The organism is Streptomyces sp. CA-249302 (genome assembly GCF_050936785.1).
In the GTDB taxonomy this organism is placed as follows: domain Bacteria; phylum Actinomycetota; class Actinomycetes; order Streptomycetales; family Streptomycetaceae; genus Streptomyces.
In genome coordinates this window covers 69,930-94,464 of sequence record NZ_JBNJMG010000002.1, presented here as the reverse complement: position 1 = coordinate 94,464, position 24,535 = coordinate 69,930, and the positions used below count along the sequence as shown (strand labels likewise).

The following is a 24,535-nucleotide window of genomic DNA, read 5'->3' as shown; positions in this document are numbered from 1 at the left end:
GGCAGCCGCGGCTTTGACGGCGGCAACTGATCAACGGTAGCGGCGTGTCAGGGTCTCGGCGGGCGCTCGTCAGCGGAAGGCGAAGTGCTCCGCGTGGACGTGGTCCCGGGGGATGCCCAGGCGGTGGAGGTCGCGGCTGAGGTCTTCGAGCATGGACGCGGGGCCGCAGAGGAAGACGTGGGTGTCCGCGGTGAGCGGGCCGGCCGTTCTCCGGATCCTGTCGGCGGTGAGGTGGCCCTGGCTGCGGCTGAACGTCGGGTGGAGCCGGAGGCCGGGTAGGCGTTCGGCGGCCGCGGTGAGTTCCGGGAGGAACGGTGCGGTGTCGGCGGTCGGGGCGCAGTAGAAGAGGTCGGCGCGGGGGAGTGTGCCGCTCGGGTGGGTGAGCCAGCCGAGGAACGGGGCGATGCCGATGCCGCCGGCGATCCAGATCTGGCGGGGTCCACCGAGGGTATGGTCGAACATGCCGTACGGGCCGTTGAGAGTGGCGGGCAGTCCTTCGCGTACGTCTGTGTAGAGCTTTTGGGTGCCGCGGCCGAGCGCGCGGATCGTGAGGCGGACCGAGCCGTCGGGCTGGACTCCGGCCACGCTGAAAGGGTGTTCGCGCCAGGCGCGTCGGCCGCCCACGCGCAGGTAGACGAACTGACCACCTGCCAGGGGCAGCCTGTCTGAGCCGGTGGGAGTCAGGGTGAGGTCGACGATGTCGGGCGCGGGCCGCGAGACCCGGCGGATGCTGTAGTCGGCCTGGGGCTCTCTGCGCCGCAGCACCAGTTCGTCGTAGGCGTAGGCGGTCATGCCGACCGTGCCCATGGCGACGTAGACGGTCAGGAGGACCGTGGACCCGTTGATGACGAGGTCGAGGAACCAGCCGTGCACGAGGGCGGACAGGAGCAGCAGGCCCGTGAGGCGGTGCAGGAACAGCCAGCGTTCGTACGGAAGTCGCAGGATGCGGCCGACCTGCCCGAGTGAGATGACGACCAGCACGAGCAGACCGATCGCGGAGACGGCGCCGAGAAGGTGGCCCGTCCCCACGAGTTGGCCGGCCTCAGGGGTGCCGGCGTAGTGCTCCGCGCTGCCGTCGAAGCCGGAGAAGAAATGGAGGAGGAGGTGGGGGAGGAGGAGCAGGAGCATGGACCACATGGCGTACTGCTTGTGCCAGAAGTACATGCGGTCCAGCCCGCCGAACCACTGCTCCAGCCACGTCAGCCGGGTGGCCAGCACCAGGGTGCAGGTCATCAGGTACGCGGCGCCGACGCCGGCGAACTCGCCGACGAAGTACACGGTGCTGATGCCGTCCGGGCGGAGCCAGTCCCAGGCAAGGTAGAGGACAACGGCTGCGGCTGTCACCGCCAGCGGCCCGGCGTGGCGCTTCTTCAGGCGCACGTCCATGGGGGCGCGCACGAGCCGGATTATGTAGATCGCTATCGCGATCAGAACAGGCATCGTCTGCCTCTCGGACGTTGGTGGTGCGGACGAAGTAGCACTGGGTTCACACCCTCGCCGCCAGGTGCGCCGCCTCGCTGACGGCGGCTGGAGGTTCAATTAATGGCTACATTGTAGCCTTTTCGTGTTTCGGCCGCAGTGTAGCCACATCGGGGTGGACATGCAATCAATGTCCGCATGAGGCCGGCGGGGCTGAGAGCCGTGGCTCGGCGTTCCTCAGCCGGGCAATCCGCACTGGTGGCAGGCGCGCCAGGAGACCCGTCCGTTCGAGGCCGGCGCAGTGCCTGGCCCTCGCCGGTGTGATGGAGCGGACGACGGGTCTGTCATGAATCCGGTGCGCTCGTCGCCGCAGCCAGCCGGGGGAAGAGCGCCGACGCGGCACCGTGTCGCAGCAGGTCCCGGCCCTTGCCGGCCAGGCAGTCGCTGTCGGCCAAGGCCTCGGCCAGTGCGTGGACGGCCCAGTCCGGGGTGTACGGATAGTCACTGCCGTACAGGAGGTGATCGGCGTCGGTCAAGGTCAGCAAGGCAGGGAGCAGTCGCGGCAGGGCGAAGCCTGCGAGGTCGTAGTACAGCCTGCGCAGGGCCCCGAAGACATCGACAGGCGGACTGCCGCTCGCGCAGGCGAAGGCAGCGACCCGGTCGGCAAGGGCGGGCAGCGCGCCTCCCGCGTGCGGGACGATGAAACGGATGGCGGGATACCGGTCGAGGACCCCGCCCAGGATCAGGTTGGTCACCGCGCGCGTGGTCTCGAAGGGGAACTCCAGCATGGGGCGAGGGTGGCGCATGCTGGTCGCTTCCCAACGTGGTGGCGAGGCCGGGTGCAGCAGGACGATCGCGCGGCGCCGGTCGAGTTCGGCCATGAGCGCCTCGTAGTACGGGTCGCCCAGATGCCGGTCGGCGTAGGAGGTGTGCAGGGTGATGCCGTCGGCCCCCAAGTCGTCCAGTGCGTGCCGCATCTCGGCGAGCGCACCGGGGAGGTCCGGCAGCGGCAGCGAGGCCAGCAGTCCGAAACGCGCGGGGTGGGCCTGGACGAGGGAGGCGCCCTCGTCGTTCACGGCACGGGCCAGATCCCGGGCAGCGTCGTCGTCGCCGTAGTGAACTCCTGGCGAGGACACCGACAGGAGTGCCGCTGCGATACCCGTGCGGTCCATGGCGGCCAGCGCCGCTTCGGGGCTCCAGTCGGGAATGGAGGGCATCCCGTCGGGCTGTGCGTGGCCCGCAGCTTCCATCGCGGACCGCAGCCGTGGGGTGATGTAGTGGGCATGAACGTCGATGGCTCCCGCCAGTGGCGGGGGTGAGGGCACGGGGGTGGTCGGTGGTGTCATGCGCTGTTCCTCGCCTCCTGGCGGTCGGCGCCCAGACGGGCGAAATGCGCCAGGAGGTCGGGGCTGTCGACGGCTGCGGGGCTGGCGACCTGGTCGGCGGGGGCGCCTTGGAGGAGGCGTTTGACGGGGACTTCGAGCTTCTTGCCGGTGCGGGTGTGGGGGATGCCCGGTACTTCGAGGATGTCGTCGGGGACGTGCCGGGGTGAGGCGCCGGTGCGGATGGCGTCGCGGATTTTCGCGCGCAGGGCGTCGTCGAGAGTCACCCCGGCCGCAGGGACGACGAACAGGGGCATCCAGTAGCCGCCGTCGGGTTGCTCCGCGCCGATCACCAGGGCCTCGGTGATCTCGGGCAGGCGTTCCACGACGTTGTGGATGTCGGCGCTGCCCAGCCGGACGCCGTTGCGGTTCAGCGTGCTGTCGGAGCGGCCGTGGACGATCACCGAGCCGTGGCCCGTGACGGTGATCCAGTCGCCGTGCCGCCACACGCCGGGATAGGAGGAGAAGTAGGCGTCGCGGTAGCGGGTGCCTTCCGGGTCGTTCCAGAAGTACAGCGGCATCGACGGCATGGGTCGGGTGACGACCAGCTCGCCGACCTGATCCACCACCGGGAAGCCCCCGGCGTCGTACGCGGCCAGTGCCACGCCGAGGTGGGGTGCGGACAACTCCCCCGCCCAGACCGGGGTGTTGGGTGCGCTGCCCGCGAAGCCGGACACCACGTCCGTCCCTCCGCTGATCGACGCCAGCAGCACCCGCTCGCCCACGTGGTCGCGGACCCAGGGGTAGGCGGAGGCCGGCAGGGTGGAGCCGGTGCAGCCGACCACGCGGATCGACGACAGGTCGTGCACGGACGGGTCGATGCCGAACTTGGCCATGCCCAGCAGGTACTGGGGGCTGGTGCCGAAGACGGTCACCCGGTGGCGCGCCGCCAGCTCCCACAGGGTGTCGGGTTGGGCGAGGGGAGCCGGGCTGCCGTCGTACGTACACGTCGTGGCGCCGGTCAGCAGCGTGGAGGCGACGAGGTTCCACATCATCCAGTGAGTGGTGGTGTACCACAGCAGGCGGTCGCCGGGACCGAGGTCGGAGTGCAGGCCGAGGGTCTTCAGATGCTCCAGCAGCACCCCGCCGTGGCCGTGGACGATGCCCTTGGGCAGGCCGGTGGTGCCCGAGGAGAACACGACCCACAGCGGGTGGTCGAACGGCACCGGTGTGCAGGTGAGTTGCTCGGTGCGGGTGGAAGCGTCCTCCCACGGGACGACCAGCGAGGGGTACGGCTGCGCAGGCCACGGCAGGCCCGCATGGTCCAGCAACAGGGTGGCTTTCAGCGTCGGCAGGGCCTGGGCGAGTTGGAGGGTGGCGTCGCGGCGGTCGTGGGTGGTGCCGTTGAAGAGGTAGCCGTCGGCCGCGACAAGGACCGTGGGTTCCAGCTGGGCGAAGCGGTCGGCGGCGGCCTGCGGAGCGTAGTCCTGGCCGCACACCGACCAGACCGCGCCGAGGCTGGCGGCGGCGAGGAAGGCGACGATGGCGTGCGGGGTGTTGGGGAGGTAGCCGACGACCCGGTCACCCTGACCGACGCCCAGGTCTCGCAGGGTGGCGGCGACGGAGGCGACCTGGGCGCGGAGTTGCTTCCCGGACACCTCGTAGCCGGCGCCGGTCTCGTCCAGCGCGATGATCGCGGGCTGATCCTCGCTGAGGTGGCGCAGGGCGTGATGGGTGTAGTTGAGGGTGGCTGCGGGAAACCAGCGGGCGCCCGGCATCCTCTCCTCGGTCAGCACCTGCTCATAGGGGGTGTCCGCATCGATGTCGAAGTACTCCCACAGCGCGCTCCAGAACCCTTCGAGGTCGGTGACGGACCAGCGATGCAGGGCGGCGTAGTCGGTGTGGTCGTATGCGGCTTGGATGCCCCGGTGCCGGGCGGCCCAACGACCGAAGTCCGCGATGCGGCTGGTGGCGGTGGCCTCCGGGTCGAAGTTCCAGAAGGGTTTACCAGGCGGGGCGAGCGGTGTGCTGGTCATCGCGATGGGCTCCTCAGCAGGGGTGTGACGGCGAGTGGTTCGGTGGCGGAGGACAGCCGGGCGGTGCACAGCAGAGGGGCCCAGGAGGAGGTGTCCGTGAAGTCGCCGGCACCTGCCGGGACGACGTCCATGACGACGCGGTCGGGGCGCAGCAGGACGGCGTCCGCCCGGCCGCCGCGCAGCCAGGCGGCGAGCGCACCGCCGTCCCCGAGGTCGTCGGCGCCGATGACCTGCGCCCCGATCCCCTCGGCGACGGCGCGCAGCCAGGGCGCAACAGGAACGGCACTCAGGACCGCGAAGGAGCCGCCGAGCAGGTCGTCGAGGCGGACCCGCCCGGCGTCGGCATCCACCCAGGGCTGCGGACAGGAAGTGCCCGCGAGCCCCCGCCCGCCCAGGCGGCCGCGCCGCCGTACGAGGGCGCTCCCGGTCAGGGCTGGACTCAGGTCGTGGCCGGCCGCCTCCCGCACGACAGGTATCCGGCAGGCCGTGCTCACGAGATTCCTGCGCAGCGCGGCCCCGCGGCCCTGGCCGCCGGTCATGGCCCAGCCCATCGCGACGGCGAGACGGATCATGCGGCGGGCATGCGGCTTGCGTTCCCCTTCGTAGGTGTCCAACAGGCTGTCGTAGGCGTCCTGTTGGAGGACATCGCCGAGTTTCCACGCGAGGTTGTACGCGTCGCGCATTCCCGCGCACAGCCCCTGGCCGATGAAGGGCGGGGTGAGGTGGGCGGCGTCGCCGAGCAGGAAGACGCGCCCTCGGCGCCAGCGGTTGGCGACACGAGCCCGGAAGGTGTACTGGGCCTGCCGGATCACCTCCACCTCACCGTCGTACGACTCCTCCACCCACGGGGCGATGAGCTCCCGTACCCCTCGGGCATCGAGCTCTTCCCCGTCCCGCAGGCGGAACTCCCAGCGGTAGCGGTCCTCACCGATGCGCATGAACGTCGCGGCCCGGGCGGGGTCGCAGACCTGGTCGACACCCTCCCAACAGCGGACAGGGCGGCAGGTACGGACGTCGATGACGGTCCAGCGCTCCTCGAAACGCAGGTCCTCCCATACGGCGCCGATGACCTCGCGGGTGAGACTGCCGGCACCGTCACAGCCGAGGACGGCCTCCGCTTCCAGATACCCGGTGCACTCCCCGCCGTTACGGCGGAAGGTCACCCGGACGGGGCCGTCGCCGTGCTGGTCGATGCCGACGACCTCCACCCCGCCCCGCAGTTCGCACTCGGGCCGCCGGGCCAGGGCCTCACGCAGCACCCGCTCAAGCTCCGGCTGGTCGAACATGCTGGTCTGCGGGAAGCCATGGTGCCCGTGCGCGGAGCGCCGGAACTCGCCGATCACCCGGTGCCGTGCGTCGAGCAGCCGCAGACCTTCAGCCGGGCGGGCGAGGGCGGCGAACTCCTCGTGGACGTCCGCGGCTTGCAGGATCCGCCGGACCTCGTCGTCCATGGCGACGGCGCGCGGCAGCGGGTAGACGTCGTCGTGACGCTCGAGGACGACACTGCGCACACCGCGGCTGGCGAGCAGGAGGGCCGCCGTCACCCCCACCGGTCCCGCACCGACGATCACCACGGGGACCCGCGAGACCGCGCTCACCGTACGTCCGTGACGGGGGTGCGCTGTTCACCGAGGTCGATCCGCCCGTCCTGGGTGGCGATGGTGGCAGTGACGACGTCACCCTCGCGCAGATAGTGCGGATTGCGGGCCTGGCTCTTGAAGAACGCCTTCCACTTCAGCGCCGGCGGCAGCAGTGCGCCGATCTTCTCCACCGGTTTCGGTGGTGCCTTCAATGCCGTGCCGCCCGGGGTCCCAGTGAGCAGCAGATCGCCCGGGTCGAGGTTCTGGAAGCGGGCCAGCAGTGTCAGTGCCTGCGCCGGCCGCACGATCATGTCGGCCAGGGTCCGGTCCTGGCGCGGAGCACCGTTGACCGACAGTCTCAGTCGCAGGTCGAGAAGGTGGGGGAAGTCCTCCGGCTCCAGCAGCGCCAGGTACGGCCCGGTCGGGGTGAAGGTGGGGTAGGACTTGCTCTCGTAGAACTGGCCCTTGGTCAGCTGTACGTCGCGAGCGCTGACGTCGTTGCTGAGGACCAGCCCGGCGACGTACGAGGGCAGGTCGGGCTCGGCGACCACCGTGCCGACCGGCAGGGGCGCGCCCATGACCAGGCCGAGCTCGACCTCGTAGTCGAGGAACTTCACGTGCTTGGGCCGTACGACGCTGTCGTACGGGCCGCTGACGGAGCGGGAGGCCTTGCGGAAGAAGGTGGGCGGGATCTCGCCGGTGAAGCCCGAATCGCGGGCGTGACTGCGGTAGTTGACCATCTGCGCCACCACCCGGCACGGGGTGGTGACCGGGGACAGCGCGGCCAGATCCGCGACCGGCGTGCCCGTCTCACCGGAGACGGAGGCCTCCCTGTCGGCATCCCGCACGGCTTCGCGGTCGGCGAGGAGCTCGGCGGTCGTGACGGCCTTGGTCTCGATACGGACGGCACGCTCGTCGCGCACCACCCACCAGCCCTCGGCGGTACGCAGGACATTGATACTCATGAGTTCATCGCTTTCAGCAGCCCCAGCAGCCGGGCGGGGTCGAGTTCGCTGTCGTCGCGCAGGGCGCGCAGCAGTTCGCGGATCTTGGCGGGTGACGGATTCGTACCGAGGAAGTCGCGGGTGACGGGCGGGCCCCACTGAGCCAGCCCGCTCGCCGACAGGGGAGCCCAGCCAGGCTCCACGTCGCAGGAGAACAGGTCGCCGTCCGCGAAGTGCTCGACCATGAAGCGGTCCGGGTCACGCCAGTAGTCGAAGATCTGGCTGCCCTGGATGTGCTGGCCGATACCCCAGGCGCGCTGATAGCCGCGCTCGGCCAGATACTCCCCGCCCGCGGCGATCGCGTCGAGGTCGGTGACCTGGTAGGCGGAGTGGACGTAATGCGTCCCCGGTCCCAGATGCATCGCCAGCGTGTGATGGTCGACGGCGACGCTTCCCTGGTCGCAGCGGAGGAACGCCATGACCGGGCCGCGTTCGCGCTGCCTGTCCAGGAAGTGGAAGTCGCTGACGATCATCCCGAGCGTGTCGAGATACCAGTTCATGCTCCGGGTGAACGACCTGGTCTCCAGCACCAGATGCCCCAGCCGCTGGATCCGCGACGGCTCGCGCGGCGGGCGCTGGGCGGCGTTCGTACGACGGTGATCCGTGCCGAAGTTGAGGAGAAGCGGCCGTTGCCCGGGTAGGTCCGGCAGCTCCTCGGCACAGTGCACCACCCGCACAGGGAAGCCGGAGGGATCGAGCAGGTCGACCACCTTGCCGCCGCCAGGGACGTCCGCCTCCCGCACCGCGGTCCCCGTCGCACGGGCCAGCCGGTCCAGATCCGCTCGCTCGGCCGCGCGGAACGCCTGGCCGATGAAACGGGAGGTACGCCCCCTGCGGTTCACCACGCAGGGGGAGCCGGCAAAGACGCCGCGCAGCCAGAGGGCGTCAGGCCCCCGGGCGGCCACGGAAAACCCGAAGTCACGCGCGAAGACCTCGGCGCGGTCCAGATCGGGCTTCTCGAATTCGAGCCAGGCGACGTCAGCCACCTTGATCACCGGGTTCCGAGCGCGCCCGGGGTGCTCGCCGCGCAGGGCACCGTGCTCACTGTGCAGGTCCTGGTGGGCGGTAATGACGTCGGCCTGGGTCTGGAACATGGGCCCTCCAAGCAGCAGCTTAATGATGAAAGCATCAACTCTGTGAATCCCGTCGTCAATAGTTAACCTTCTGATAGTTGATGGAAACTCAGGAGTGCCGACTTGGTCACTCAGGTTGATAGACTCCGCTCCATGTCCACGTCCACATCAGCGACGGTCGGCAACCGCTTCGAGCGACGGCGGGCGGCGACCCGTAAGGCTCTCGTCCGTGCAGCCCGGCAGATCCTCGCGGAGACCGGTGACACCGGTGTCAGCATCCAGGCCATCGCCGACCGGGCAGATGTGGGATTTGGCTCGTTCTACAACCACTTCGAGTCGAAGACGGAGTTGTTCGACGCCGCGGTCTCGGATGCCCTGGAAGAATTCGGACAGGTAATCGACGAGCAGCTGCGAGGAACCGACGACCCGGCCGAACTCGTCGCGGCCGGCTTCCGTCTCACCGCCCGGATGGCCGATTCGCACCCAGAATTGATGCAGATCCTGCGCCATCGGGGCCTCGTGCACATCCACTCCGACAAGGGCGCTGCTCCGCGCGCTCGACGCGACGTGGAACGGGGCATCGCTATCGGCCGCTTCACCTCTATCGATCCGATCATCGCGCTGTCCGCCCTGGGCGGCACGCTGCTGTCGCTGGTCGAGCTGAGGATTGCCCGCCCCGATCTCGATGGCGAAGAGGCCGCTGCAAGCCTGGCTGAGATGGCCCTGCGCATGCTGGGCCTACCACAAGGCGAGGCCCGCGAAATCGCCCGGCGCCCCTTGCCCGGCGGCGGTGACTGAAGGCGCCGAAGATCGTGGTGCGGCGCCCCTCGGCGGCCTCAGGGCACAGGGCCGCCGCGTCGGACATCCGGAGCCGGTGTGCTGCGACAGCCGAGGGTGGTCATCTACGGGCGGGCCGATCGCCCTTCGATGTCAGTGCGGCGCGCCGTGGACCTTGGAGACGATCTCGTAGCCCTTCGCGATAGATCCGAGTACACGGCTCGTCGTGGCCCACAGGCGTTCCTGCCCCTCGATGGTGACGGCGTCCTCGAAGACCTGGTCGGCGAGATGCCGGGGCACGCAGACGACACCGTCTCCGTCACCGACGACGATGTCTCCGGGGGCGACCTCCACGTCGCCGAAGCGCACCGGCCCCTCTTCGATGCGTAGCCGGTCGCGGTTGCGCAGGGGGCGTGGGTCGCTGAACATGTGCCGGACGGGCAGGCCGTAGTCGCGGATCTCGTCGGTGTCACGGATACCGCCGTCGGTCACGATGCCCGACAGACCGCGTCCGATGGCCGTGGCGGCGGTGACTCCTCCGATCACGGTGAGTGGCTGAGCGTAGGTGCCGATCACGAGCACACTGCCGGACGGGGTCGCGTCCAGCATGCGCCACAACTTCGTCGGATCCGCCGGCTCGCCCTGGTCGTCCTGGTCGTGCTCGGCGACGGTGATGCCGACGGTCACGGCAGGCCCGACAAAGGAGCCGAAGCCGGCCGCTCCGGCGAGCATGACTCCGTCGATGCTGTGCTTCTCGAGCACATCTGCGACGGATGCGGTTCCTACAAGCGGCCATGACTTCGTGGCACTGGATTCAACGGTCATGGGTGTTGTTCATCTCCTGCTGGATGGGTGCCGGGGGGAGGCTGAGGAAGTAGTCGGCTTGCGCAAGGGGGTGATGGGGCTGGAGGCGCAAGGGTTGCCGTCAAAGAGGCGGGCGGCGGTGCACGGCAGCGCCAGGCGGTCCTCTGGCCGGGGTTCATCGCGGATCGGGGACCGCGCCCGGTTGCTCTGGGAAGCGCCGGCCGTCGTGGAGCTGGAGGTCGGCGATACGCATGGCGACCATCTGGACGGGGAGGTTGGTGTTGGCGCGGGGGATGGTCGGCATGATCGAGGCGTCGGCGACGGTGAGTCCTTTGATTCCGATCACGTCACCGCGGTGGTCGACCACCGATGTGTCGTCGTCGGGCGGGCCCATGGCGCAGGTGCCTGCGACGTGATAGGTGCCGAATGTTCCACCGAGCAGTGTCTCTCGCCGCCACTCCTGCTGTGTGAGGCGCTGCTCCGAGAGCGAGCCGGTCGACATCCCGATGCGCAGCATGGCGCGTCGGCCGATGCCGGGGCCGCTGAGGAGCGTTGCGATCGCGTTGGTCAGCACGGCATTGCGCAGTCCCGGCGCGTTCAGCGCGCGGACGGTCTTGGTGTAGCCGGCCGGGAACACCTCGTGCCGGTTCTTGCGCACTTCTGGATCACGAAGGAGATCGATGGCGAGATCGAATCCGTGCTGCATCCGCCGGCGGTCCACCGGGTCGGACAGGAAATTGAAGGAGATGGACGGCCGGTAGCCGCCTCCGTCGGCCACAAGACGGACCGACCCGCGCGACCTGGGCTTCATTAGGGTCACACCCATGCCGGCCGTGGCGACACCGAGTCCGTGCCACGACGACTTGTTCAGGGGAATCACCAGAAGGTCGCCGACGCCGGCATCGATTCCCGAGCTGGCACGCAGCGCGGCGATGAACCCCTGCCGGACCGAGGCGGGTTGGCGCGATGAGCGCGGCAGGTGCGCGGCGACGCCGGCGACCGGATGGTTCTGCAGATTCTCGCCCACCGCGCGCAAGGGGGCCACGACGTCGATGCCCAGGCCGCGCAGCAGGTCGGGATCCCCGAGGCCTGATCGCTGCAGCAGCAGCGGGGTGAAGACCGCGCCCGCGCAGAGCACGACGTGGTCGGCGCTGTAGGCGACCGCTCGGCCGGCGGTCACCGCCGCGACGCCCACGCAGCGTGATCCGGAGAAGAGCAGACGTCTGACCTCGGTGTCGCTCACGACGCGCAGTCGGTCGTTGGCGCGCGCAGAGGCTGGCAGGAACGCCGTGGCCGAGGAGACTCTCCGCGTGGACGTCCGGCTCAGCGGCAGCGGCCCGAAGCCGTCAGTGTCGTCCGCGTTGAGATCGGGTATGTGGGCGAATCCGGCCCGTGCGGCAGCATCGCCGACCGCAGCGATGAAGGGCGGCCATGCGGACCGGTCAAGGCGCCGGATCGAAACGGGACCGCGTGGCCCCCTCTCGTCGCGGGCGTCATCGTCCTCGAGCTGCGTGAACGTACGTCTGACCTGGTCGGCGGACCACCCCGGCAGCCGCTGAGCCCACTCGTCGTAGTCGGCGGACAACCCCCTGAGCGCGACCATGCCCATGAGGGACGATCCGCCGCCGAGGACCCGTGCCTGGATGAAGGGCGACGGGGCGTCGGCGCCGACCTGCTGGTGGGCGACGAGCCCGGGCCAGGCGTAGGCGGGGTTGTAGTACGAGCGTGGATAGATGTCGCTCATGTCCGCGGGCGCGTGCTGCGGGTCGACGTCCTGTCCGGCCTCGATCAGCAGCACGCGTGCTCCGGCATCCAGGTAGCGCCGGGCGATGATGCAGCCGGACGTTCCCGCGCCCACGACGATCATGTCGATGTGGCTGTTCATCCCCTCGCCCGCCCTTCTGCCGCGCAGGGGGCCGGACCGGCGATCGTGCGTGTGTGTCGTGTGAACGGCAGGTGACCAACAGGTCTGGGCATGCGTCCCTCGCATTGACCAAGTGACTTGGTGAATTTTTCCCATGCTCCTGTGTCTGTGAGGAGCAGTCAAGGCTGATGAGTTGGCTGTGGGCCCGGTCCGGAAGGGAGGGTGCGCCGATTTTGTATGCGACCGAACCATTGACACCCAATCGAGACGGGCTCCACACTCCACGCCAAGTCACCAAGTGACTTGGTAACTACTCATCGGTGGGAGTGGCCTTCGCCGGCCCTCCGGCGAGAGGGAGACTCGACGTGCTCGCAAAAAAGTTCCGCCCCCCGCGCTCCGCGCGTGACGGCGCCGACGGCCCCTTCGTCGTGCCGGAGCCGGGTGAGAGGGGTGACGCCCCTTTGCTGGACCTCGCCGACGTGTCGTTCGGCTACAGGCCAGGCACGACCGTGATCAAAGGGCTGAACCTGACCGTCGCACCGGGCGAGTTCGTCTCGATCGTCGGCCCCTCCGGCTGCGGGAAGTCCAGCCTGCTGCGTCTCGTCGCCGACTTCAGCAAGCCGGATGACGGTTCCATCGCCACGCACTTCCGTCGGCCCGACCGGCACGCCATCAGCATGGTCTTCCAGGAGGACACGCTCCTGCCGTGGCTGCGTGTGCGCGACAACGTGCTGCTCCATCAGCGGTTCACGGGCAGGCGGCGCACCAGGCAAGCCCAGGACCTGGCTGCCTCATTGCTTGCGATGGTGGGGCTGGATGCCAAGGCCGACGCATACCCGGCGCACCTGTCCGGAGGCATGCGGCGTCGCGTCGCGGTCCTGACCGCCCTGGCCGCGGAGCCGGAACTCCTCCTGCTCGACGAGCCCTTCTCCGCGCTCGACGAACCCACCCGAGTGGGTGTCCACCGTGACCTGCACCGCCTCGTGCGGACGTCGGGCGCGAGCGTCGTCCTGGTCACCCACGACCTCGGCGAGGCGATCTCGCTCTCGGACCGCGTCGTCATGCTGACGCCGCCTCCCTCGCACGTGGCCGCCGAGTTCGACATACCGTTCGGCCCCGACCGGGACGTCAGGGCAGTGCGCTCCGACCCCGAGTTCCACGCGCTCTACGCCCGGCTGTGGCAGGGCATGGGCGCGGAGGCCGCGGCGGGCGGTGAGGCCCGATGACAACGAAGCGGCGGCTACCGCCCCGGGTTGAGCGCACCGTTATCCAAGCCGTCATCGTCGTGGTCGGTCTGGCGCTGTGGGAGTACGTGCCGAAGAATGACATGGTCGCAGACCATGTCCGTTTCCTTGATCCCTACTACATCAGTTCGCCCACCCAGGTCTGGGCCAGCCTCAAGAGCCTCGTCGCCGGGGATTCCGGGAGCGGCAGCCTCTGGCCGTACTTCCGGACAACCCTGGTCTCGACGGTCGAGGGGACGCTTGTCGGGCTGATCCTCGGCGCGCTGGGCGGCCTGCTGTTCAGCAACAGCCACCGCCTCGCCGACATCTGCCGGCCCTTCATCGTGCTGGCGAACTCCGTACCGCGCATCGCCCTGATCCCGATCTCCGTCGTGATCTTCGGCCCGACGGCGACAGCCTCCGTCGTCAACGTCATCACCGTCGTGTTCTTCGTCGCCTTCTTCAACGCCTTCGAAGGCGGCCGCAGCATTCGTCCGGCGGTGCTGGAGAACGCCCAGCTCCTCGGTGCCAGTTCATGGCAGGTCATGCGCTCGATCCGGCTGCCGCGGGTGCTCATGTGGACGTTCGCCGCAGTACCGAATGCCATCTCCTTCGGCCTGATCGTCTCGGTCACCACCGAGCTCCTGGCCGGAGTCCGCGGCATGGGCGTTCTCCTGCAGTCCGCGACGACCTACCTGCAGACGTCTCTGACCTTCGCGATCGTCATTCTGCTCAGCGCCATGGGGCTCGCCCTGTACGGCGGGGCCGTTCTGCTGCAGCGCCTCGTCCTGCGCTGGGAGGAATGACCTTCCCCCGAAGTCGCCGTATCCCTCCAAAACCCTCAAAAGGAACGCCATGACCCGTATACGTCCCGCTCGTCTGCGCCAGGGACTCGCCGCCGCGGCCGCCCTCGTCGCCATGGCCACCGGCCTGGCCGCGTGCGGTACCGGCAGCAGCGACTCAAGCAGTGCCACGGATACCGACGCGAACCCCACTCTCAAGATCGCGGTGGGCTCCAACGCCCTGAACTACCTGCCCTACTGGGTCGCCCAGTCGGACGGCCTGTTCGCCAAGCACCACGTCAAGGTCGACGTCGTGAACGCGAACGCCCTCGCCGTAGCCCCCGCCCTTCTCACCAGCGGGCAAGTCGATCTCCTGGTCAGTGCGTCCGGCCAGAGCGTGGCCGTCGCGGCCACCGGCAAGCAGGTGAGTATCGTCGCCAACCTCTATGACTACTCGCCGCGAGGCGGAGCCTTCGTCGGCGGCTCGAAGGTCGCCTCGATCAAGCAGCTGCAGGGGATGGGCTCGAACTGCACCCTGGTTACCACGGCGAAGGGCACGGCGACGTACGCAGCCGCCAAGCAGTACATGCGCGCCTACGACATCCACTGCAAGGTTTCTGCCCTGGCCACGAACGCGCTGACCGTCGCCGGCATCACCTCGGGCCAGGCGGATGCGGGAACCTTCGCGGCCGCCGACGGCGCGGCAGTCGTCGCCAAGGGCGGTCACTACCTCCAGAACCCGGCGACCATGACCGACGCCGAAGCCAAGAAGCTCGTCCCCGCGCCCTTTCCCGCCCTCACCGTGACCGGCCTCAAGCCGACGCTGAAATCGAAGTCGCAGGCCGTCGAGCGGTTCCTGGCCGCCATCGACGACGCGTTCAGGACGATCTCGTCGAGCACGCCCGAAGACCTGGCCAAGTCCCTCTCCAGGCTCCCCTACTTCACGGGAGTCTCCCGCGACGCCATGACGCGGACGCTGCCCGTCATCCTCAAGGCCGTCCCGACGCCCGCCTCGGGAGGGGAGATCACCGAGGCTGCCTGGAAGGCGGCACTGACGAGCTACTACAAGGACTTCGACCTTCCGGGCTTCGACCCGTCCGCCCCGCAGTTCGCCTACAGCAAGATGATCGACATGTCCTACCTCAAAGCGGCGCACCCGCAGTAGGTTTGATCGGCCGGGTCCGCCGCCGATTCCTCTGACCGTGCCTGGACCCGGCCCGACCGCCGCGCGCACAAGCCGCGAGACAGACATTGACTATCGTCTGCTCGAGGTCGGACGAACGACGGGAGACAGCAGTGCAGGGCAACGACACGTCCGCCCATCAGCAGCAGGGACAGCCGTCCGCAGTCGCGAAGACTCCGCATGCGGCAGCAGCGACGGCGGCCGTGCTCAGCCGACCGCAGCGCGGGCACCGCGTGAAGGCCGCGGAAAGCATCATGCAGACGCTGCGCGCCGATATCGCCTCAGGCGTGCTGTCGCCCGGTACCCGGCTGCCCACGGAGCGCGAGCTGGCCGCCCACTTCGGTGTCAGTCAGCCGACCGTGCGAGAGGCAGTGCGCGGCCTTGAGGCGGTCGGACTCGTCGAAAGCCGCCACGGCAGTGGCGTGTACGTCAACGCCAGTCGGCAGGACTTCGTCTCGCACAGCCTCGAAACCCTTCTGCAGATGCAGCAGGCGCACATCCTCGACGTCTTCGACGTGCGGCGGGCCCTGGGTATGCACTCGGTCCGGCGAGCCTGCGAGGCCATCACCGTCGCCGACATCGACGCGATGGAATCCGCGCTCCGCCAAGCGACCGAAGCCACCGATCCCCACGCGATCGCCGACTCCCTCCTCGACTTCCAGATCACCTTCTCGGCAGCCGCAGGCAACGCCCTGCTCACGGCCATGGAGAGCGTCCTGATCAGGATCCTGCTCCAGATCCAGAACATGGCCTACGCAGACAAAGACGACGCCTGGCAGCGCGAGTACGCGGCCGAACTCGTGGAGCACCGGCACGACGTCCTGCGGGCGTTGCGAGCCGGTGACCACCAAGCTGTGGAACATGCTTGGGCCCGGTACTTCGATGCCCAGTACGAGCGATTCCGACGGGACCCCGTTCTTTCGCACGTCACACTCGACGATCGCCAAGCGATCGAAGCGGTACGCGACATCGCCATCAGCCTCGGACCACGACTTTCCTCGTGAGCCCGCGGCGACTCCGCCCGAGCGCACGTCTGCCCGATGGCCGATCAGCAGGTCAAGTCCAGCGGACGGGGGAGTGGAGGGAGGGGTGCCAGTACGAGCTCTTGCGGCGGGTTGAGCTTCGCGACGGACCAGCCCGGCTCGTGGAACGTTCAGAGCGCCCACCGTCCGCGTACGCGCTGTGGCCGCACGAAACGCAGGGGAACTTCTCCTGGGGGCCGGTTCTCCTTGGCGGTGTGACCGCATTCGGGGCACCTCCGGGAGGTGTTGCAGGGGCAACGGCGATCACTTCCCGTCCGGCGCCTTCAGCGCTGGCGTGCAGGATCTCAGGCCCCCCATCCAGCATCAGCGATCGAGCGGTTCAGTCCTGCACCTTGAATGGCGCCCCGTCGGGCAGGAACGCGCCCGGCTGGCGTTGCCGAAGTCCAGTGGCATGGCAGCGCGGGATGTCGTAGCTCGGGCGGTACGACGACGAGGGCACGGTGACGTGCGGTGACATCCGCGGCGGCCTTGATGAGCCAGAGTGCTGCGGAGTGCGACGGGTGGCGCCTTTTCCCGACGCGAGAATTCATTCAGGGCGTGCCAACTGCACGGGTGCGTTGAGGGTCGATCAGTACGGCGGGCATGTCGGGCAAGGGGCGGAGGCTGATCTCGCGGGCCTCATCGGCGGACAGGCCGAACATGCGCAGAAGTTCCTCGACGACCTGGTCGGTCGTTTCGGCGTCGTCACGTTCTGGGTGCGCGTGCAGGAACTCGCCGAGGCAGAGCATCGCGCCGGCCACGACGAGCAGGGCCGGCGCGATGTCGCGCGCGCTGAACCGGCCTGCGCGGATCGCGGCCTCGATGTCGCGACGCGCACGGGTGGCAACGCCCCTTACCGATCCGACGATGTCCAGCCCGCTCCTGAGAAGGACCTTGCTCAGCTCGGGGTAAAGCCGGTGCAGACGGCCGGTCATACGGAAGTTCTGCGCGAAGGTGTGTGCCGGGTCGACCAGTTCCGTCGTCAGCCCGTCGAACAGGCTGCCGTACACGTCGAGCGCGCGCTCGACCGCGACCTGGTAGAGCTGTTCCTTGCTTTGGAAGTGGTTGTAGAACGACCCTGTCCCGACGTCGGCCGCCCGCGTGATGTCCAGGACCGAGACGTTCGTCCTGCCCGCGGCGATGAAGGTCTGGGCGGCCTGGACGAGTGCGGCGCGGGTGCGTGCCTTCCGTTGTTCCGTGCGGTTCGGCGCACCCACGGACTTTCGGGCCATTACTGCGCTCCTCTCCTTTCGCCCCGTGACGAGCTTTTCGCCACAGTTGATGAAAACGTCACCCTCTGCTTGACTGACGATAGCATCGCATGTGATGTTTTCATCAAAACTTCTGGAGGGGAGTTTCCATGAGCGGCCAGCAGGATCCACACACGGATCTGCACAGCGAGCACGGAGCGCTGCGCGGCGAGCACCCGGGACGGGCGAGTGATCCGATCGTCAAAGTCCACGACGTGGCGTGGGTCGAGTTCGAGAAGCCCGACCTCAAACGGGCCGAGTTGTTCGCCCGAGCCTTCGGGTTCACCGCCACACTGCGCACGGCTGACGAACTGCAGCTGCGCGGCACGGACCCGGGTTCGCCCTGTGTGGTGATCCGCCGCGGCCCTCGGTCACGGTTCGTCGGATCGGCCTTCCGGGCCGCCGATGACAAAGACGTCCTACGGCTCGCGGAGGCAACCGGGCGGAAGGCCACGAAGCTGCCGGAGAGCCTGGGCGGCGTCACCGTCGACCTGACGGATCCGAGCGGGTTCGGGGTGCGGGTGGTGTCGGGGACGCACCAGCTGCCCGCACTGCCCGGGCAGAAGCCGCTGGCGTTCAACTTCGGACATGACACCGTGCGGCTGAACGCCGGCCAGCGACCTTCGCGAGAGCCCGCGAAGGTGCAGCGGATCGGGCACGTGGTCCTGCAGTCGACGAGGTTCCGCGCGGCACTCGACTGGTACCTGCAGCACCTGGGCATGATCGTCAGTGACTTCCAGTACGTCGACGGCCAGCGGGAACGAGGGCCGGTCATGGTCTTCATGCGCTGCGACCGCGGCAGCACCCCCGCCGACCATCACACCGTGGCCATGAACCTCGGCCCGGCCAACCGGTATGTGCATTCGGCGTACCAGGTCGCCGACCTCGACTCGCTGGCCGCTGGCGGGCAGTACCTGCTCGAACGCGGCTACCAGCGGTCCTGGGGCATCGGCCGGCACATAGACGGCAGCCAGATCTTCGACTACTGGCGCGACCCCGACGGGTTCCTCGTCGAGCACTTCAGCGACGGTGACCTGTTCGACTGCACACTCGAGCCTGGCTGGGGGCCCATGCGCAAGTCGCTCCTCTACCAGTGGGGGCCGCCGCCCTCCAAGGACTTCCTCGGCGTCAAGCCCGGGCGCGACTCGCTCAGCGAACTGCGCGCCCTCGTCTCCACCCTCCGCGAGGAGGACAACGAGTTCGATCTCCACGCCGCCCGCGGTCTGCTGAGAGTAGCCACCACATGAGCACCTCCGTCCTGCGCACCGCCGACGCCTGGTGGGTCCTCACGCCCACCGGCGCCGCCCGCATCGAAACCGACGCCACGACCACCGCCGAGCTCCTCGCCGACCGCGAGGCGATCGTGGCAGCGGCCACCGGCTCCGGCAGCGTCGACGTCGCCGATCTGGCCCTGGTCTCGCCGGTCACCGGGTCCAGCCGCGTCGTCGCCCAGATGACGAACTTCGTCTCGCATGTCAGGGACACCAACGGCACCCCGGAATCGGTGCCGCTGACGTTCTTCCGCAAGACATCAGGGTCCATCAGCGGCCCGCTCGACGACCTGATCCGGCCGGAGCATGTGCGCCTGCTCGACTACGAAGCCGAGATCGGCCTCGTCATCGGCCGAGAGATGCCGGTCGGCACGAAGATCACCGATGACAATCTCTCGGACTACATCGCCGCCCTGGTAGTGACCAACGACCTCTCGGCCCGCGACGTCCAGCTACCCCAGACGCAGTTCTACGAAGCCAAGTCCTATCCGACCTTCACACCCGTCGGCCCCGCTCTCGTGCTGCTCGACGCCGAGGAGCTCAAGCGGTTCACCGACCTGCGACTCAGGCTGTGGGTCAACGGCGAGCTGCGGCAGAACATGGCCGCCGCCGACATGATCTACCAGCCCGTCGAGGCACTTCGGAGCCTGTCCCGATTCCAGCGGCTCGACCCCGGCGACCTCATCCTCACCGGCACGCCCGTCGGCACGGCTCTCAGCGCTCCGCCCAAGCTCGTCCACCTCCTTTTCTCCCTGCTGCCCGAGCGCATCAAGTGGCAGCTCTTCTTCACGAACCAGGCCAAGAACCCGAAGTACCTCAAGCACGGTGACGTCGTCGAGGTCACCGTGGCCACCGACGACGGCGCAATCGACCTTGGCAGGCAGCGCACTGTCGTCAGGGACGGCGGCCTGCCGGAAAGCTCATGACACTGGTCGATTTCAGAGATGCCCCATCAGCCCCGGCCGTTCGTACAACAGGCTGCACCTCCCGCTCACGGGTGCCTCGTACCCAGGCACCCGTGGGCCGCTTCCAGAACGACGACCGGGCCGTCGTCTCGTCCACCCCTGGGGAAGCCAGACGCTATTCCAACACTGTTGCAGGCTGTGCCTGAGATCCATCGGCCGAGCCCAGTGGGCCTCCGTCAGCGCGTTTGCCGGGGAGCAGCAGGACCAGGAGAACGCCGAGCACCGTGGGAGCCATCAGGCTGTAGAAGGTCCACCGAACCGGCAAGCCGGTGGCGATGATCCCCCCGATGACCAGGGGGCCGAGGACGCTTCCCACGCGCGACACCGCAAAATAGCTACCCACGGCCGAGGCACGGACCGCGGGCGGGAACCAGGTGCCCACGAACGCGTTGACGATCGCGGCGGTTCCGCTTCCGCCGACACCTGCGAGGGCCACCGCAGCGTAGACGACTACCGTCGGCGGTCCGACGCTCAGTACCGCCAGAGCGATGACGCCGATGCCGAAGCCGACGATCAGGACCTGGCGCGGACCTATCCGGTCGGCAAGCAACGACATGGTCACACTGCCCACGATCGCGCCTACGGACATCGTCGCCAGGAAGCCGAGGGAAGACGCCACGCCGTATCCGGCCGTCACCATGATCTGCGGCAACCAGGTGTTGAGGCCGTAGATGAACACCTGCCCGACAATCCCCACCGCGCCGAACAGCAGGAGATTCGCGAGCAGCGGCCGGCGTACCAGCGCGCGCAGACTCTTCCATCCGAGTGCCTGGGAGGATCCAGGGCGACGGGTCTCTGCCTCCAGGGAGGGAACCGGCAGGTCACACCGACGCGCGACCTCCTGTGCTTCGTTGAGCCGTCCCTGGGCCACCAGGAAGTCCACCGACTCGGGCAGTACGACCGCCGCGACCGGGACGAGCACCAGCGGCAGAGCGGCGATCGCGTACATCGGCCGGAACCCGAACTCCGGTGTGATGGCGATGGTGAGCAACGCCGACGCGATCGTGCCCATCGCGAAGCCGGCGTTTCCGATCGCGTTGAACAAGTAGCGCCGCGACGGTGGGGCGAACTCGACAGCCAAGGAGATGCAGACGGGTATCACGCCGCCGAGACCGATGCCGCCGAGAAGGCGAAACAATCCGAACAGCTCGCTCGTCGGTGCGGCGGCGCAGACGAGCATGCACACGGAGAACCAGCTGGTGCAGAGGATCAGCATGCGCTTGCGGCCCAACACATCCGTCGCGAAGCCGCACAGCAACGCCCCGATCAGCAGACCGACCAGGCCGAGGCTCGCGATCACCCCGACCTCGGCCGCGTCGAGATCCCACGGCCGATACTTCAACAACTCCGGGATGGTGGCGCCGAGAACCGAGACGTCGTAACCATCGAAGAAGATGATCATGCAGCAGAAAATGGGAACGAATGCCCGCAATCTCCTGCCGCGCAACGGCTGGAACCGCTTCATCGTGTGCTCCTCATCGTTGACGGCTAAATGCGCGGGGAGAAAACATCGCGTCCGAGACCGCGGCATCGTCTCTCTGCTCCCATCGCCATCTGGTGAGCTGTGATGCCCGGATTGGCGGGAGCTGCGCCGCCGTCACATGGGTCGACGACCCAGCCGGCCGCGGCGACGCGAATTCCTGGGTGACCGTATCTGCACGGAGTTGCGGCGCATTTGCACCAACGGATGATGTCGCCTCCGTGGGCGCGGGTCGAAGTCGCATTCTGAACGACAGGCATAGGCGTTTCCTATATCCGCAGCTCCTGACGGCCCGTGCCGTACCTCGTCGTGGCGACCGTCTGCTCTCGATGAGCTTCTTCGCCATGGCCGCCGATCAGGTGACGCTTCACAGACACCCACGCGCGAGGACCCCGGGCTGTTGATCGAGCTGTCTGACGTCTCCATCACGCTGCCCTGGAGGGCGACCGGCGTTGCGTGGGCGGTGGGCTCCCGCAGGCCCGAACAGTGTCCGCGCGAGGGAGTGGCTGGGTGGAGTGCTCCTGGGGTACGGCTTCTCGGTCCGCTTGGCGGCTCGCGTATTCACGGCCATTGGGCACTACGTCATCGGCTTCGCCATCCAGCAGCGCGGGTCCCGGAACGCCCGGGCCGGGGGAGCAGGCGCAGTTGCGGGAGTGCTACCGCTCGCTCGATCCGGCCGGCTGCCCGGCACGACGGCGGCGGCCGACGAGCTGACCTCTACTGACTCGGCCGCCTGGCGTCCCCCGTGGTGCCCCGAGTCCGGGCTGCGCGCCAGTGGTGCGCGCCAGTGGTGTGCGCTGTGATGGAGGCGGCCCGGCTGCGGAAATCCGTCCTCGCATCCCCTCGCTCCGCCTGGCTTGCCCTCCCTCCCTTAAATGGCTACGATGTATCCATAAACAGAACGGCATGGCTCGCCACCTGGCGTGGTGACCATCCGGCGACACGATGCTGCTGGCCTTCTTGCAGGAGGAACACGGCGTCGCCGGACGGCGCACAGCACGACTACCGCACTCCATCGCCGACAGTTCGACGGTCCGGACGCTGCTCCATCCGGTCCATGGCCACCTGCCGCCGCGTGTGGACGCATGGTCCAGTTCGAGAACCTTCGCAGCGCATGGCGGCCCTCGGACGCTTCCCCCCTGCATCATCGATTGAGGTTGATCAACATGACCGAACAGCACCCCCGGCATGCTCGACAGAGCGACATTGACGTACTCGTCGCCGGAGCCGGTCCGACCGGTTCCACTCTGGCGGCCGACCTGCTGCGCCGCGGCCTGCGTGTCCGTGTCGTCAACAAGGCACCGCACGCCTTCGAGGGCTCCCGCGCCAAGGGGATCCAGCCCCGTACCCAGGAAGTCCTCGAGGATTTCGGCGTGCTGCATGAGGCGCACGCGGAAGGAGGCCCCTACCCGTTGGCGGGACTCCACCTCGGGCCTGTCACCGCGCCCTGGAAGATGCAGCAGCGGAACAAGCCGACCCCCGATGTCCCCTACCCGAACGTCCTGCTCCTGCCGCAGTACCGTACTGACGCGATTCTGCACCGTCTGCTCGAACGTCTCGGGACGAGCATCGAGTACGGGGTCGCCCTGGAAGGCTTCGAGCAGGACGCCGAAGGCGTCACCTCGACGCTGTCCACCGGCGAGCGGGTGCGCAGCAAGTACCTCGTCGGCGCCGACGGTGGTGCGAGCGCCGTACGTGAGGCGACCGGTCTGGGATTCGTCGGGGAGACCGACGACTCCGACAAGACCCTCATCATCGACTGCACGATCGACGGGCTGTCCCGCGACCGGTGGCACATGTGGCCCCGCGCGTCCGCGGGAGCCTGTCCGCTGCCGCACTCCGACCAGTTCCAGGTGATGATCCGGCTGAAGGCGGGCGAGACGCCGAACCTTGACCACGCCGCTCTGGCCGATCAGTTCCACTCACTTGTAGGCCTCAAGCTCCGCGACATCACCTGGGTTTCCGTTTTCCGGCCCAACGTCCGACTCGTCGAGCACTACCGCCAGGGTCGCGTCTTCCTGGCGGGTGACGCCGCGCACGTGCACACCCCGGCCGGCGCGCAGGGGCTCAACACCGGTATGCAGGACGCCTACAACCTGGGCTGGAAGCTCGGCCAGGTCATCGCCGGCGGTCCGGACAGCCTGCTGGACAGCTATGAGGCGGAACGTCTCCCGATCGCAGCGGGCGTCCTCGGCAAGTCCAGCGAGCTCTACCAGAGCATGACCAAGCAGAGTGTCGCCGGCCTGAAGCGCGACGACGAAGAGCGGCAGCTGGGGCTCACGTACACCGGCGGTCCGCTTGCCCCCGCCAACGCGCCGGCCACCAAGACTCTGCATGTAGGCGACCGTGCACCGGACGCGCCGTGCACCGCACCCGGCTCCAGCCGCCTCTTCGACATCTTGCAGGGGCCGCACTTCACTCTGCTGGCCTTCGGGTCCGACGCCACTGAGGCCCTGCCCAAGCTGAATTGGCCGACCGAGGGTGCCGAATTGCACCGGTACGCCGTTCGCGACGGGCGCGGAATCGACAGCGGCTTCCTCACCGACACCACCGGCCAACTGAGCCGCATCTACGGGGTGGAGGGCGACGCGTTGGTCCTGGTCCGGCCGGACGGGTACATCGGCGCCATCATCACGACAGACTGGACAGCCTCCTTCGCCGCCGCCGCCGAGGCGTTCACCCCCAGGTGACGCGATCTGGGCCCGGCGTGCGGGCTGGAACCCACTTGAGGACACCAGGAAGCCGACATGACCGACGTGACCGAGAACAACGACGGCAGTGCCGTGGGCGACAACGAGAGGCTGGTCTTCTTCAGCGACGCCGTTGTCGCGATCGCCCTGACTCTGCTGGCACTGGAGCTGCCGGTGCCCCACGGGGCGAGCGACACCGAGGTGTGGAGGGCGTTGCGGGAGCACTTCGCGGATTATGCGATGTTCCTGCTGAGCTTCGCGGTGATCAGCGAGCTGTGGGTGGCGCACAAGTGGCTGTTCGGTCGCGTCGAGGGCTTTACCCCTCGGCTCGTCTGGCTGAACTTCGTCTGGCTGTTGGGCACCGTCTTGATCCCCTTCGCGACGAAGGTGCTCATCGAGGACGGTGACTACCAGGTGAGCGCCGTCCTCTTCGCCGTCGTGGTCGGAGGGACCGGGCTGGTCCTGATCAGCATCGTGCGCCACTGTCGCGCCCGCGGCCTGCTGCGGCCGGACGCGGCGCCCGACGCCATGCGGCGCTTCCAGCTGGTCATCGGCCTTCCGACGGTTGCGTTCCTGCTGTCGGTCCCGGTCGCCTTCGTCAGCCTGAGCGCCGCGAAGTACAGCTGGGTGGCGACCTTCGTTCTGACCGTGGTGGCCGCTCGGTGGTCCACCCATCCCCGGGGACAGGCAGACCTCGAGCGGTCACCGCGCGGTGCGCGTCGCTGAGTCGGCAAAAGTCGATCCCCGGCCCGTGGCTTGACCGCGGCGTGGGCGTCAGACCGTGCCCTGC

The 24,535-nt window shown here is 68.5% G+C and carries 20 protein-coding genes; 10 read left to right on the top strand and 10 right to left on the bottom strand.

Going from position 1 to position 24,535, the window contains the following annotated elements:
• Positions 1-69: 69 nt before the first annotated feature.
• From ACQEWB_RS50115 to ACQEWB_RS50090, 6 genes are all read right to left on the bottom strand, one after another.
• Entirely contained in the window at positions 70-1,440 is a 1,371-nt protein-coding gene (locus ACQEWB_RS50115) for a ferredoxin reductase family protein (protein WP_432844488.1), read from the bottom strand.
• 323 nt (positions 1,441-1,763) lie between these two features.
• Positions 1,764-2,765, bottom strand: a complete 1,002-nt coding sequence (locus ACQEWB_RS50110; RefSeq protein WP_432844487.1) for an amidohydrolase family protein — start codon at positions 2,763-2,765, stop codon at positions 1,764-1,766.
• Positions 2,762-4,777: an acetoacetate--CoA ligase gene (locus tag ACQEWB_RS50105; RefSeq protein ID WP_432844486.1), complete on the bottom strand. Its 2,016-nt coding sequence runs from the start codon at positions 4,775-4,777 to the stop codon at positions 2,762-2,764. The genes ACQEWB_RS50110 and ACQEWB_RS50105 overlap by 4 nt, the downstream gene beginning before the upstream one ends.
• On the bottom strand, positions 4,774-6,375 hold the full coding sequence (locus ACQEWB_RS50100) for a bifunctional 3-(3-hydroxy-phenyl)propionate/3-hydroxycinnamic acid hydroxylase (RefSeq protein ID WP_432844485.1): 1,602 nt from the start codon (positions 6,373-6,375) through the stop codon (positions 4,774-4,776). The genes ACQEWB_RS50105 and ACQEWB_RS50100 overlap by 4 nt, the downstream gene beginning before the upstream one ends.
• Entirely contained in the window at positions 6,372-7,322 is a 951-nt protein-coding gene (locus ACQEWB_RS50095) for a fumarylacetoacetate hydrolase family protein (protein ID WP_432844484.1), read from the bottom strand. Before ACQEWB_RS50095 ends, ACQEWB_RS50100 begins: the two co-directional genes overlap by 4 nt.
• Positions 7,319-8,455 carry a VOC family protein gene (locus ACQEWB_RS50090; protein WP_432844483.1) on the bottom strand — a complete coding sequence of 379 codons (1,137 nt, stop codon included), beginning with the start codon at positions 8,453-8,455 and terminating at the stop codon, positions 7,319-7,321. The genes ACQEWB_RS50095 and ACQEWB_RS50090 overlap by 4 nt, the downstream gene beginning before the upstream one ends.
• A 132-nt stretch (positions 8,456-8,587) precedes the next feature.
• Here ACQEWB_RS50090 and ACQEWB_RS50085 point away from each other — a divergent pair, with 132 nt between their 5' ends.
• The gene (locus tag ACQEWB_RS50085) at positions 8,588-9,232 is read left to right on the top strand and encodes a TetR/AcrR family transcriptional regulator (RefSeq protein ID WP_432844482.1); all 645 of its coding nucleotides are present in this window, start codon (positions 8,588-8,590) and stop codon (positions 9,230-9,232) included.
• Between the two features lie 132 nt (positions 9,233-9,364).
• Here the strand turns inward: ACQEWB_RS50085 and ACQEWB_RS50080 are convergent, their stop codons facing one another.
• On the bottom strand, positions 9,365-10,036 hold the full coding sequence (locus tag ACQEWB_RS50080; RefSeq protein ID WP_432844481.1) for an RraA family protein: 672 nt from the start codon (positions 10,034-10,036) through the stop codon (positions 9,365-9,367).
• Between the two features lie 154 nt (positions 10,037-10,190).
• Complete coding sequence (locus tag ACQEWB_RS50075) at positions 10,191-11,900, bottom strand: GMC family oxidoreductase (RefSeq protein WP_432844480.1); 1,710 nt, start codon at positions 11,898-11,900, stop codon at positions 10,191-10,193.
• Positions 11,901-12,244: 344 nt separating this feature from the next.
• Here ACQEWB_RS50075 and ACQEWB_RS50070 point away from each other — a divergent pair, with 344 nt between their 5' ends.
• From ACQEWB_RS50070 to ACQEWB_RS50055, 4 genes are all read left to right on the top strand, one after another.
• Complete coding sequence (locus ACQEWB_RS50070) at positions 12,245-13,105, top strand: ABC transporter ATP-binding protein (protein ID WP_432844479.1); 861 nt, start codon at positions 12,245-12,247, stop codon at positions 13,103-13,105.
• A gap of 101 nt (positions 13,106-13,206) precedes the next feature.
• The gene (locus tag ACQEWB_RS50065) at positions 13,207-13,908 is read left to right on the top strand and encodes an ABC transporter permease (protein WP_432844478.1); all 702 of its coding nucleotides are present in this window, start codon (positions 13,207-13,209) and stop codon (positions 13,906-13,908) included.
• A gap of 49 nt (positions 13,909-13,957) precedes the next feature.
• Positions 13,958-15,049, top strand: coding sequence for an ABC transporter substrate-binding protein (locus tag ACQEWB_RS50060; protein ID WP_432844477.1), 1,092 nt, complete (start codon positions 13,958-13,960; stop codon positions 15,047-15,049).
• 131 nt (positions 15,050-15,180) lie between these two features.
• The gene (locus ACQEWB_RS50055) at positions 15,181-16,071 is read left to right on the top strand and encodes a FadR/GntR family transcriptional regulator (RefSeq protein WP_432844476.1); all 891 of its coding nucleotides are present in this window, start codon (positions 15,181-15,183) and stop codon (positions 16,069-16,071) included.
• 569 nt (positions 16,072-16,640) lie between these two features.
• On the opposite strand, the gene ACQEWB_RS50050 is transcribed toward ACQEWB_RS50055, so the two are convergent.
• The gene (locus tag ACQEWB_RS50050; RefSeq protein ID WP_432844475.1) at positions 16,641-17,321 is read right to left on the bottom strand and encodes a TetR/AcrR family transcriptional regulator; all 681 of its coding nucleotides are present in this window, start codon (positions 17,319-17,321) and stop codon (positions 16,641-16,643) included.
• Positions 17,322-17,449: 128 nt separating this feature from the next.
• Between ACQEWB_RS50050 and ACQEWB_RS50045 the strand changes: the two genes are divergently transcribed.
• Both ACQEWB_RS50045 and ACQEWB_RS50040 read left to right on the top strand, forming a co-directional pair.
• The gene (locus ACQEWB_RS50045; protein WP_432844474.1) at positions 17,450-18,586 is read left to right on the top strand and encodes a VOC family protein; all 1,137 of its coding nucleotides are present in this window, start codon (positions 17,450-17,452) and stop codon (positions 18,584-18,586) included.
• Positions 18,583-19,536, top strand: coding sequence for a fumarylacetoacetate hydrolase family protein (locus ACQEWB_RS50040; RefSeq protein WP_432844473.1), 954 nt, complete (start codon positions 18,583-18,585; stop codon positions 19,534-19,536). The genes ACQEWB_RS50045 and ACQEWB_RS50040 overlap by 4 nt, the downstream gene beginning before the upstream one ends.
• A gap of 154 nt (positions 19,537-19,690) precedes the next feature.
• On the opposite strand, the gene ACQEWB_RS50035 is transcribed toward ACQEWB_RS50040, so the two are convergent.
• Positions 19,691-21,040: an MFS transporter gene (locus ACQEWB_RS50035; protein ID WP_432844472.1), complete on the bottom strand. Its 1,350-nt coding sequence runs from the start codon at positions 21,038-21,040 to the stop codon at positions 19,691-19,693.
• A gap of 467 nt (positions 21,041-21,507) precedes the next feature.
• Here ACQEWB_RS50035 and ACQEWB_RS50030 point away from each other — a divergent pair, with 467 nt between their 5' ends.
• From ACQEWB_RS50030 to ACQEWB_RS50020, 3 genes are all read left to right on the top strand, one after another.
• Positions 21,508-21,858: a TetR/AcrR family transcriptional regulator C-terminal domain-containing protein gene (locus ACQEWB_RS50030; RefSeq protein ID WP_432844471.1), complete on the top strand. Its 351-nt coding sequence runs from the start codon at positions 21,508-21,510 to the stop codon at positions 21,856-21,858.
• 363 nt (positions 21,859-22,221) lie between these two features.
• Positions 22,222-23,745 (top strand): FAD-dependent monooxygenase, encoded by a 1,524-nt coding sequence (locus tag ACQEWB_RS50025; protein WP_432844470.1) that lies wholly within the window; start codon positions 22,222-22,224, stop codon positions 23,743-23,745.
• A gap of 57 nt (positions 23,746-23,802) precedes the next feature.
• Complete coding sequence (locus tag ACQEWB_RS50020; protein WP_432844469.1) at positions 23,803-24,471, top strand: TMEM175 family protein; 669 nt, start codon at positions 23,803-23,805, stop codon at positions 24,469-24,471.
• Positions 24,472-24,535 lie beyond the last annotated feature (64 nt).

Bases quoted from the DNA above. Each gene is read 5' to 3' on its own strand.
- ACQEWB_RS50115 (WP_432844488.1), bottom strand. From the start codon at position 1,440: ATGCCTGTTCTGATCGCGATAGCGATCTACATAATCCGGCTCGTGCGC.
- ACQEWB_RS50110 (WP_432844487.1), bottom strand. From the start codon at position 2,765: ATGACACCACCGACCACCCCCGTGCCCTCACCCCCGCCACTGGCGGGA.
- ACQEWB_RS50105 (WP_432844486.1), bottom strand. From the start codon at position 4,777: ATGACCAGCACACCGCTCGCCCCGCCTGGTAAACCCTTCTGGAACTTC.
- ACQEWB_RS50095 (WP_432844484.1), bottom strand. From the start codon at position 7,322: ATGAGTATCAATGTCCTGCGTACCGCCGAGGGCTGGTGGGTGGTGCGC.
- ACQEWB_RS50090 (WP_432844483.1), bottom strand. From the start codon at position 8,455: ATGTTCCAGACCCAGGCCGACGTCATTACCGCCCACCAGGACCTGCAC.
- ACQEWB_RS50085 (WP_432844482.1), top strand. From the start codon at position 8,588: ATGTCCACGTCCACATCAGCGACGGTCGGCAACCGCTTCGAGCGACGG.
- ACQEWB_RS50080 (WP_432844481.1), bottom strand. From the start codon at position 10,036: ATGACCGTTGAATCCAGTGCCACGAAGTCATGGCCGCTTGTAGGAACC.
- ACQEWB_RS50075 (WP_432844480.1), bottom strand. From the start codon at position 11,900: ATGAACAGCCACATCGACATGATCGTCGTGGGCGCGGGAACGTCCGGC.
- ACQEWB_RS50065 (WP_432844478.1), top strand. From the start codon at position 13,207: ATGGTCGCAGACCATGTCCGTTTCCTTGATCCCTACTACATCAGTTCG.
- ACQEWB_RS50060 (WP_432844477.1), top strand. From the start codon at position 13,958: ATGACCCGTATACGTCCCGCTCGTCTGCGCCAGGGACTCGCCGCCGCG.
- ACQEWB_RS50050 (WP_432844475.1), bottom strand. From the start codon at position 17,321: ATGGCCCGAAAGTCCGTGGGTGCGCCGAACCGCACGGAACAACGGAAG.
- ACQEWB_RS50045 (WP_432844474.1), top strand. From the start codon at position 17,450: ATGAGCGGCCAGCAGGATCCACACACGGATCTGCACAGCGAGCACGGA.
- ACQEWB_RS50040 (WP_432844473.1), top strand. From the start codon at position 18,583: ATGAGCACCTCCGTCCTGCGCACCGCCGACGCCTGGTGGGTCCTCACG.
- ACQEWB_RS50035 (WP_432844472.1), bottom strand. From the start codon at position 21,040: ATGAAGCGGTTCCAGCCGTTGCGCGGCAGGAGATTGCGGGCATTCGTT.
- ACQEWB_RS50025 (WP_432844470.1), top strand. From the start codon at position 22,222: ATGACCGAACAGCACCCCCGGCATGCTCGACAGAGCGACATTGACGTA.
- ACQEWB_RS50020 (WP_432844469.1), top strand. From the start codon at position 23,803: ATGACCGACGTGACCGAGAACAACGACGGCAGTGCCGTGGGCGACAAC.